The organism is Noviherbaspirillum malthae (assembly GCF_015352985.1).
GTDB classification, from domain to species: Bacteria; Pseudomonadota; Gammaproteobacteria; order Burkholderiales; family Burkholderiaceae_D; genus Noviherbaspirillum; species Noviherbaspirillum malthae.
Genome location: NZ_JACYXF010000200.1, coordinates 1 through 714, shown reverse-complemented (window position 1 = coordinate 714; position 714 = coordinate 1). Strand labels below are relative to the sequence as shown.

1 protein-coding gene is annotated in these 714 nt (G+C 56.0%); it reads right to left on the bottom strand.

What is annotated here, in order from left to right; all coding sequences use genetic code 11:
* Positions 1-267: 267 nt before the first annotated feature.
* Positions 268-714, bottom strand: a 447-nt coding sequence (locus IGW03_RS37760; RefSeq protein WP_194727500.1) for an IS110 family RNA-guided transposase, incomplete at its 5' end; no start/stop codon positions are given.

Below are 714 nucleotides of genomic sequence, written 5' to 3'. Positions count from 1 at the left end.
ACTCCCTCCGTTTTGCAAGACCTGCCGTTTTGATGTTGAAGTGAGAATCGACTGCAGTTATCTATCCGACCTACTGTGGCGCCCGTCGGCACCGGCCCTGATGTCATTCGCTCGCAGACTGCCTCATTACCGTTACGGCCTTGTTTCGACCATGTTTGTTGACAGGCTCTTGTCTGCGTGAGTTCGACCTCATTCTCCATCAATCCGTCTTGCTCGCAATCGTCGGCGGGACACTCCTTAGTTGATTTCGATTGTAGATTCAGTAGGTTAAGCGACCACTCGGTATTCCGTTCCGCGTGCCAGCATGGCCCAAACCGTTCTTGCATTTCTGGCCGCCAGCGCGACTGCTGCCACATTGTTATGGGACCGACTCTGGAGTTCTGCCAGCCACCGGCTCTTGGCATCGGTCTTTTTAGCCATCGACCGCATCGCACTGCGAGTGCCTTGGACTAGGAGGGTGCGCAATCGAATGTCACCACGTTTGCTGATGCGTCCCAGCCGGCTCTTTCCGCCACTTGAATACTGCCTAGGCGTCAAGCCCAGCCATGCTGCGAACTCCCGTCCGTTGCGAAACAATTTGCCGTCTCCCACGCTGGCCACCAGGGCAGTAGCGGTAATCGGTCCAATTCCTTCTATCTTCATCAGCCGCTTGGCCGCTTCGCTTTGCGCTGCCAGCAAGCTGATCTTGCGCTCGTAGTCGTCTGCCTTGCTATC